The 9,038-nt window shown below is 49.6% G+C and carries 8 protein-coding genes and 1 tRNA gene; 7 read left to right on the forward strand and 2 right to left on the reverse strand.

Annotated elements, in window-relative coordinates:
- Positions 1 to 187: 187 nt before the first annotated feature.
- Positions 188 to 1,738 carry a gluconokinase gene (gntK, locus tag OCU14_RS10925; protein ID WP_261811053.1) on the reverse strand — a complete coding sequence of 517 codons (1,551 nt, stop codon included), beginning with the start codon at positions 1,736 to 1,738 and terminating at the stop codon, positions 188 to 190.
- Between the two features lie 277 nt (positions 1,739 to 2,015).
- Between gntK and OCU14_RS10930 the strand changes: the two genes are divergently transcribed.
- Positions 2,016 to 2,849, forward strand: coding sequence for a MurR/RpiR family transcriptional regulator (locus tag OCU14_RS10930; protein WP_507762970.1), 834 nt, complete (start codon positions 2,016 to 2,018; stop codon positions 2,847 to 2,849).
- 57 nt (positions 2,850 to 2,906) lie between these two features.
- Positions 2,907 to 3,671 carry a GH25 family lysozyme gene (locus OCU14_RS10935; RefSeq protein ID WP_261811059.1) on the forward strand — a complete coding sequence of 255 codons (765 nt, stop codon included), beginning with the start codon at positions 2,907 to 2,909 and terminating at the stop codon, positions 3,669 to 3,671.
- A 70-nt stretch (positions 3,672 to 3,741) separates the two neighbouring features.
- Here OCU14_RS10935 and OCU14_RS10940 read toward each other — a convergent pair whose 3' ends face one another.
- Positions 3,742 to 4,113: a DUF4828 domain-containing protein gene (locus OCU14_RS10940; protein WP_261811054.1), complete on the reverse strand. Its 372-nt coding sequence runs from the start codon at positions 4,111 to 4,113 to the stop codon at positions 3,742 to 3,744.
- Between the two features lie 166 nt (positions 4,114 to 4,279).
- On the opposite strand from OCU14_RS10940, the gene OCU14_RS10945 reads away from it, so the two are divergent.
- The 5 genes from OCU14_RS10945 to OCU14_RS10965 all read left to right on the forward strand — a co-directional run bounded on the left by OCU14_RS10945 (position 4,280) and on the right by OCU14_RS10965 (position 8,867).
- Positions 4,280 to 5,281 (forward strand): Gfo/Idh/MocA family protein, encoded by a 1,002-nt coding sequence (locus OCU14_RS10945; RefSeq protein WP_261811055.1) that lies wholly within the window; start codon positions 4,280 to 4,282, stop codon positions 5,279 to 5,281.
- Positions 5,282 to 5,298: 17 nt separating this feature from the next.
- Complete coding sequence (locus OCU14_RS10950; protein ID WP_261811056.1) at positions 5,299 to 6,633, forward strand: DEAD/DEAH box helicase; 1,335 nt, start codon at positions 5,299 to 5,301, stop codon at positions 6,631 to 6,633.
- Positions 6,634 to 6,688: 55 nt separating this feature from the next.
- Positions 6,689 to 6,761, forward strand: a tRNA-Arg gene (locus OCU14_RS10955).
- Between the two features lie 141 nt (positions 6,762 to 6,902).
- A complete protein-coding gene (locus OCU14_RS10960) occupies positions 6,903 to 7,355 on the forward strand; it encodes a universal stress protein (RefSeq protein ID WP_261811057.1) in 453 nt (150 codons plus the stop codon).
- 156 nt (positions 7,356 to 7,511) lie between these two features.
- Positions 7,512 to 8,867 (forward strand): gluconate:H+ symporter, encoded by a 1,356-nt coding sequence (locus tag OCU14_RS10965; RefSeq protein WP_261811058.1) that lies wholly within the window; start codon positions 7,512 to 7,514, stop codon positions 8,865 to 8,867.
- Positions 8,868 to 9,038 lie beyond the last annotated feature (171 nt).

The following is a 9,038-nucleotide window of genomic DNA, read 5'->3' on the forward strand; positions in this document are numbered from 1 at the left end:
GGCGTACACCATTAGAGGTCTTCTGGGAACAGATGAGGTTCTAATAAGTGTTCGGATAATTCTTGCAATCTCCCATATAGTAAACACATTTTACCCGAAAGAATCTTTTTTGTATAGGATAAATTTTATCAAACGATAAAATTTCAACCCAATTCTAACGGTGTTTCAGAAAAGATAAGTGGGTAACTTATTTCTTCTTTAGGTCCGTCACATGAGTCCGTTGGTATTCCGCAATATTCTTGTATTCGGATTGCAACTGACGGCTCAAGCGGATGTAGATTGGAACCAAGGCCCGGTAAGCATCATAGGTTTCTGGATTAGGATGGTGAACATTCGTGACACCCACGAAGTTCTTAACGGCTGAAAGGTCGTCAATCATACCTAAAGCATACATCCCTAACGTTGCGGCACCTAAGGCCGTTCCTTCTGGACTTTCTGGAATCGTGACGTCTTGTTCAAAGATGTCAGCTAACATTTGACGCCAGAGAGCGGAGCGGGCGAAACCACCGGTAGCTTGGATGCTGGATGGCTTGCCAACGACTTCTTCCAAGGCCAACATGACCGTGTAGAGGTTGTAGACGATACCTTCCAGAGCGGCACGAACCATGTGAGCCCGCGAGTGCGTCCGGGTTAAACCGAAGAAAGATCCACGAGCGTTGGCATCCCAGATTGGGGCCCGTTCACCACCTAAGAATGGGTGGAAGATCAATCCGTCAGAACCGGCTGGAATCTTTGAAGCGATTTCCGTCAACAGGTCGTAAGAATCGACATGCATTTGTTCAGCGGTCAACTTTTCTGGTGCGAAGAGTTGGTCACGAACCCAACGGAAGACGATCCCACCATTGTTGACGGGTCCACCAACGACCCAGTGGTCTTTGGATAGGTAGTAACAGAATACCCGGCCCTTAGGGTCAATCTTTGGCTTGTCGGTGACGACACGCACGGCACCGGAAGTCCCGATGGTGACGGCGACGACACCAGGGTTAATGGCGTTAACACCCAAGTTAGCCAGGGGACCATCTGAGGCACCCATGATGAATGGCGTTTGTGGGTCGATACCGATAACACCGGCATAGTCGGCCTTCATGCCACACACTTGATCCGTGGTATCAACTAGCTTTGGTAATTGGTCACGCGTGATACCGGCAACCTCTAAGGCTTGGTCGTCCCAGTCCATCTTAAAGATGTTAAAGAGTCCCGTTGCGTTAGCGATTGAGTAGTCTTCTTGCATGACACCAAAGAGTTTGTAGAGCACGTATTCTTTGATACCGACGAACCAACGCGCCTTTTTGAAAAGATCTGGTTGTTCATTGCGAATCCAGATCAGCTTGCTCAGTGGCGTCATTGGGTGAATAGGTGTCCCGGTCTTTTCGTACAATTGCTTGCCAACACCGTTTTCGCGGAGTTCATCAGCGTACTTAACGGCCCGGTTATCCGCCCAGGTGATGGCACGGGTTAAAGGTTTGTGATCGCTGTCTAACAGAATCAGACTGTGCATAGCGGCGGAGAAAGAAACGCCGTGAAGTTGGCCGTTCTTAAGGTCTGCTTTCCGCAGAACCGTCGTTAATCCATCAATGATCGCGGAGAAGATTTCTTCTGGGTCTTCTTCGGCCATGTCAGGCACATCCTGATAGAGGGGATAGAGGTTGTTAGAATAACCTTGCATCTTACCCGTTGTATCATACAATACGGTCTTGACACTGGTTGTTCCAATATCGACCCCAATCATGTAGTCCATAGTGCTCGTCCTTTCGTGGTGCGATTATCGTGAAAAAAAGAAGGTCATCACCCCAGAACAATAACGTATTCGTTCCGATAACGCAACAGATACGTCGCGGGCAAGGTAGCGGTTACACAAATAACCGCTATCAGATGAGCTCTAATTTTCTCTACCACACACATTATATGAAAAGAAGTTTCACATTTCAAGTGAAATGCTGTAAAATGTTTACAAAAGTAAAATTTGATTTTCCAGAAAGGGGGCTGCGATTATCGCACGCTCAACGATTGGCAAGATTCGAGGGACTTATGATCAATTGTCCCGGACTGAAAAAAAGGTGGCACAATTAGCCTTAGATAATCCTGCAGTAGTTAGTGAAATGACAATTAAGGAGTTGGCGGCGGCATCCAATGTCTCTACGGCGACGATTTCTCGTTTCGTGAAGCGGATGAATTATGCCAACTATCGTGAATTTACGATGGCTCTGGCCCATACGGCCGCAGCCATGACTCCCCAACAGAGTTCCTTCCCGGAATTGGCCGAAGGGGACTCACTGGCAACGATCGCCAATAAGACGTTCCGGTTCTCTGTGAACTCACTGCGGGCGACCAATGATGCCTTAAATGAAGATGACTTGGCCCGGGCGGTGCTCAAGATTATTAATGCCAAGACCCTGGCGTTCTTTGGATTAGGGGGATCTTCCATCGCGGCTTTAGATGGCTATCACAAATTCCTCAGAACTTCATTAAATGTGGTTTACCATCCTGATTACGATATTCAGTTGATGCAAGCGGCTAAGATGACTGCGGATGACTGTGCGATCGTGATTTCTCACTCCGGTCGAAATCACGAAACGTTACAAATTGTGCGGGAGCTCACGCGTAATGGCGTGGCCATCATTGTCATTACCAGTTATAGTGGGTCCGAATTGGCACAGGCCGCAGCCGTAACTTTCCTATCTTTGACGGATGAAGTGAAGTATCGGTCCGAAGGGATGTACTCGTTGATTTCACAACTGACGATTCTCGACAGTCTTTTTATGATGACGGTCTTGCGCATTTCTTCACGGACCCAACCCGTCTTGACCCGAGTCCGCGATGTGATTGAACACACGCGAGATGAATCCTAACCAACATGGTATAATAGAGGTTAAATTCTAGTTGGTGAGGAAGAGCGGTGATTGACGGTGAAACGAAAAGACTATCAACCTATTTATGACAACACTTTTCGTCATCCTCATCGACGTCGGCGACGCTGGTTAATCGGTTTATTAGTTCTAGTTGTACTCGTAGCTGGGGTCTTTGGCTGGGAACAGTGGCAACAACATCAGCGGGCACAGCTGGCCACGTATCCGGTTCGAGGGGTGACCCTGAATCAGGACAGTGGCTATGTTGATTTTCAACAGTTGTCGCAGAAATCGTCATTTGTCTACCTGCAGGCCACCTCGGGGGCCACGTATACTGATGATGATTTCAGTGACAACTATTCCCGATGTCAAGGAGCCGACATTAAGGTGGGGGTGGCGCACACCTTCAGTTTTACCTCCACGGGGGCCCAGCAGTATGCACACTTCAAGGATACCGTGGGTCAGGATACCGGAACGTTGCCAATCCGCGTTTCGGTCAACTACTATGATCAATACAACAACAATAATTCGGGAATGGCGAGTCAGGGTCAGAAATTGAAAAAATTGGTGACCTTGCTCAATAGCGGGTATCAGCAGGGTGTGATTATCTTTGCCAATCAGACGGTGATGACTCAGTTCGTGGATCCAGTATTGCCCAACCAGGCCAAGTGGTCCGCAGGGGGCAGACTCAAGAGCCATGGTCGTGAGGTTAAGTTTATCGAATATAATGCCGATGGATCATTATCCCAGAGTAATCAGAGCCAGCCGGTCTCGCGTTCCGTATTTAATGGAAATAAGCAGGACTGGGAAAGCTTTACTAAATAGAAAAAAACGTCGTTAGTTCGACGGGCGTAAGTGCCTGGCGAATTAACGACGTTTTATTTTTGTCATCAAGCTATTCAGTTGGTTTTTGCAGTGGCTGCATCGCATAAGTACAATCGTCGGCTTCATCGAAAAATGAAATGGGTTGGCGTTCGTTGGCGTGGATAGTCAGATGGTAACCGAATTTATCCTGGAAGGTGAGCTGATGTTCATCGAGGTCTTTGACACGGACCTTAACGGGATGATTATCGATCTGCACGTCAAGATTAGGACTGATTTCCAACCGGTGGTGGCGATGATTGTGGGGATCAACAAACTGCCACGTTCCGACGTAAAATAATGGCGATTCACTCGGTTGGTTCTTTTTCTTGCGATGTAGTGAAAATCCACCGGTCAAACCAGCCACAAGTGAAACGCCGAATAGTGCGATATCCCGACCCTTCACCAGTAATCCCTCCCTTGATTAAGTAATTAACTTCAATATAACATTTTTATCGAGAAAACTCGTCATAATTCCCTTGGATTTTAAGAAAATTAATGATGGCGCTATGCTTGCCTCGCTGTGACTGTTAAAATGAAGCTAATTAGAACTTATCTTGGGAGGTAACGACATGATTCGATTAGGAACGGTTGGAACGAATTGGATTACGCAACAGTTAGTTGAGGCGGCCGCAGCCAGCCAACAATATGAGCTGGCCGGGATTTATTCACGAGAGGCGGCAACGGCTAAAGCCTTCGGTGAGCGGAACCACGCGCAGGTTAATTATACGGATTACACCCAAATGTTGGCACAGGCCGATTTGGATGTAGTGTACATTGCCTCACCAAACAGCTTGCATTTTGCCCAAGCCTTGGAAGCTATTAAACGGGATATCTCCATTATTGTGGAGAAGCCAGCTTTCAGTAATCGGCGTGAGATGACGGCGATCCAGGCCGCCTTAGCTCAGCATCCCAAGGTGAAGTTCTTCGAAGCCGCCAGGCACGTGCACACACCTAACTTCCACCAAATCGAATGCGCCATGGCGGGACTCCCCACTGTTCAAGGGGCTAACCTGACCTACATGAAGTATTCGTCACGTTACGATCAAGTGTTGGCGGGTGGCCGGCCAAACGTCTTCACCCCAGAGTTTTCTGGTGGAGCGTTGCAGGATCTCGGGGTTTATCCCGTCTATCTGGCAGTGGCCTTATTCGGTCAACCAGAGACGGTTGCTTACTTCCCAACGTTGATTGCGACGGGCGCGGATGGTAAGGGACTTGCCGTCTTACGTTATGCGGACTTCGATGTTGCCATTAACTTCGGGAAGACCAGTAATTCTACAGCAGAGTCTGAAATTTATGGCTTAAAGGACACGATTGCCTTAGACAGCGCAGGTGAATTAACCCACGTTGTCTTTCGGGATGCCACCGGCCAGGAAACCAATCTCAGCGAGCCAGCGCTAGCAAACCCGATGACACCTGAAATGGCGGACTTTGCGCGGGTCTTACAGGATCCAGACGCCCCACAAAACGTGGCGGATTATCGGCGTTGGCTCGAGTGGAGTCTGACCGTGAACCAAGTATTATTTGATCTCCGAGTGGCGGGGAATCTCCGCTTTCCGGCCGACCAAAACTAAGAAAAAGAGGATACGATATGTTAAAACAATTTGAGGCCCACTTTAAGGACCTAGGTTACACCGAACCAACCGCGATTCAAACGGCGGTCTATGACCCCATGGTTGGCGACCATAACGTCCTAGGCCTGGCACCAACGGGGTCCGGGAAGACCGTGGCCTTTACCTTACCGGCCTTGGCCAACCTGCTTCCTGGTGATGGCATTCAGCTCATCGTGCTGGAACCTTCTCAGGAACTCGCGATTCAAACGAGCCGGGTCATGCGTGACTGGGCAAAACTGCTGGACTTAAAGGTCGTTGCTCTGACCGGGGGCGCCAACGTGAAGCGCCAGACGGAACGTTTGAAGAAGCGTCCGGAAGTGATCGTCGGGACACCAGGCCGGGTACTCAACCTGGTCAGTGACCGCAAACTGAAGCTTCATTTGGTCAGTCTGATGATTGTGGACGAAGCCGATGACCTGCTGACAGGGGACACCTTGGATACGGTCAGAGCGATTGCTCAGGCCGCACCAGCCGACGTGCAACTCGGGTTTTTCTCCGCAACCGATACGCCAATTCTTCACGAACTGGACAAGTGGTTCGGACAGACCGTCGAACGGATTGACGTCCGGGCCGAAGACCAGACTCAGGGAATGGTACGTCACGGCCTCTTACAGGTCGGGATGGGCAAGCGTGATCAGATGTTAAAACGCCTGTTGTCGATGCCAAATTTCCGGGCCTTGGTGTTCTTTAAGCAAACCAATGCCTTACAACACACGGCGTCACGGTTCTATCACGACCATGTCTCGGCGACCAGTCTGACCAGTGACCTGCGTCAGGTTCAACGAGAGAAGGCCTTACAGGACTTCCGGTTGGGCCGAACCCGACTACTATTAACGACCGACGTGGCGGCGCGGGGGTTAGACATTCCTAAGTTGCCAGCCGTCATTAACTACGACTTACCCCAGTCCGTTAATGAGTATGTTCACCGGGCCGGCCGAACGGGTCGGATGGGTGAACCTGGTCAGGTGATCAGCCTGGGTGATGACCACGATTTGCGGGACTTAAAGAAGCTCCTCAAGGAGACCGATTACGATTTGGTTCCGATTTACTTTGGGAACCGTCGTCTGACCACGGAACGTCCGGTTGCCCCTAAGGCACCGGCGAGTGCGGCTGCTACGACCAAACAGGCTGCGACACCGCAGGCCAAGGTTCCGGGGAGTGTCGTTGCTAAGGCAACCACGACCCAGTCACCTAAGACCGTGACGAAGGCCCCGGCGGCACCAGTTCAGAAGAAGAAAAAGCATAAGAACCGGCATACCAAGAACAAAGGAATGCGGAAGAAGTGGCGCGACAGAGATGCCGAGCAGAAATAGTCAGCCTTTACAATTAAAAAGATCCGTGTAAAAATAAATCATGGATCTGTTTTATGGCCCCATAGCACAACTGGATAGGGCACTCGCCTCCTAAGCGAATGATCCCGGTTCGAGCCCGGGTGGGGTCAATCAGTGCCTGACGAGACCGATGTGAAACCTAGCATCGGTCTTTTTTGATGAAAAAATTGGCGTTTTCACGCGAATTTTTCGCGTCTGGAACCGTTTTCCATTATAATGAAAGTATGTTAAGCCAAGAGGAGGCAGTTTCGATGGAAAATACAGAGTCAATGAACCCCAAAAAGTTCACACGCATTCTAGTCGGGGTGGATGACTCCCCGGATGCACAGTTGGCCTTTCGTTACGCCATGAACCGGGCTAAATTTGACGGGGCAGAGCTTGTCATCTGTTCCGTGTTGGAATCCGATAATATGAATATCTATCAAGCCTTGAGTAAGGACTATGTCCACGGTCAACGGGCCGAACTTCAGGCGCATTTACAAAAGTATCAGGACTTGGCCGAACGTTTCGGGATCACCAAGGTCCGCTTCGTCATTGGCGAGGGTGATCCGGGTGAGACTATTGTGAAAAATATCATCCCCGACGTCAAGCCAGACCTACTCGTCGTGGGATCACTCTCTCAGAAGGGTGTCCGCAAGTATTTCGGGAGTCAGGCAGCCTACATGGCAAAATATTCTCCAATCTCGGTGATGATCGTTCGTTAGCGGATTAACACCGTTTAGCGGCTCTCAAATGAAAATAAGATACAGGTAAGCCCTTGCAAACCGTAACTTTTTTTCATACAATGTACTCTATGCATAATAGGATCGGACTACGGCAGGTCTGGTCCTCAGAATTCGGCATAGAAAAGAGAGAGAATAATGCAGTTCGTCATTTTGTTTTTGGGAATTCTCCTATTACTCTTCCTGATTATTCGAGTAAAGTTGAATACCTTTGTTTCGCTGATCGCAACGTCAATCCTCGTTGCGTTGGGGCTGGGGATGAACCCAGCCAACATCGCTGACTCCATCAAGAACGGTATCGGGAGCTCCATGGGCGAGCTGATCATCGTTTTTGGTTTTGGAGCCATGATTGGTCGGTTGGTTTCGGATTCCGGGGGATCTTACCGGATTGCGCGAACCCTGATCAATGTTTTTGGGAAGAAACGGTTGCAGGTCGCCATTGTGGTGGCATCCTTCCTGATTGGGATCTCCTTACTATTTGAAGTTGGGTTGGTTCTGGTTACGCCAATCGTGTTCGCCGTGGCCTTAGAGGCTGAGGTGCCCTTCCTGTACTTAGGAATTTCGATGGCGGCGGCGCTATCTGCTACGCAAGGTTTCTTACCGCCACAACCCTCGCCAACGGCGGTCGCTACGGCGTTAGGGGCCAACGTGGGTGAGATGCTCTTGGTTGGGATTATTGTGGCGATTCCTTGTGTGATCGTCGCTGGTCCTATCTGGACGCGCGTCATTCGCCGGTTTAATCCGGATTTATTCGTGATCAAGAAATCTTTACCTGCCTTTGGTGAGGTTAAGGAATTTGATCTCGACGAGACACCTAGCTTTGGTTTAGCTGTGTTGACGTCACTGTTCCCAGTCGTCTTCATGGCACTGGCAACCATTTATCAAATGACGGTCGATGGAGGTGCTGCACCGAAACACCCACAAGGGTTGGACGCTGTGGTCTCCATGTTAGGGAACCCCGTCATTGCGATGGTAATTGCTTTACTCTTTGCGATCTGGTCGATGGGTTTCCATCGTGGCCGGACCATGAAGGAAATCAGTGCGACGCTGGAAGATGCCATCAAGTCAATTGCCATGTTACTGATGGTTATCGCCGGGGGGTCTGCCTTCAAGCAGGTCCTGATCGACGGTGGGGTCGGGAAGGCCGTGCAGGAATTAATGATGCACTCCAAGTTCTCCCCAATCTTGTTGGCCTGGTTGATCACGGTTATTCTGCGGGTATCGTTGGGTTCTGCGACGGTCTCCGGGATGACAGCAGCCGGGTTAGTTACGCCATTAATGCACACGCTTAACGCAGACCCGGTCATGATTGCCTTGGCCATTGGTGCCGGTTCTCTGGCAGCGTCTCACGTGAATGATGCAGGTTTCTGGATGTTCTCAGAATACTTTGACTTGAGTGTCAAACAAACCTTCCAGGTCTGGACGACCCTCGAAACGGTTATTTCGGTTGTCGGACTGTTAATGGTTCTCTTAATGAATACAATTATAAATTAGCCAAGAGGAGATCAGGACAATTGTCCTGATCTCCTTTTAATTTTGAGTTGGTATGGCAGACAAGTGTGAAAAAAGGCAGTCATCGCTGATTAGCTGTACTAGTCCCTGTCAAGTTGACAGTTGAAATAATATAATTTTTAGTGTTACTTAAGCGGCCTCATCGCGGTATTC

It is taken from the genome of Levilactobacillus humaensis, assembly GCF_024345185.1.
GTDB lineage: Bacteria > Bacillota > Bacilli > Lactobacillales > Lactobacillaceae > Levilactobacillus > Levilactobacillus humaensis.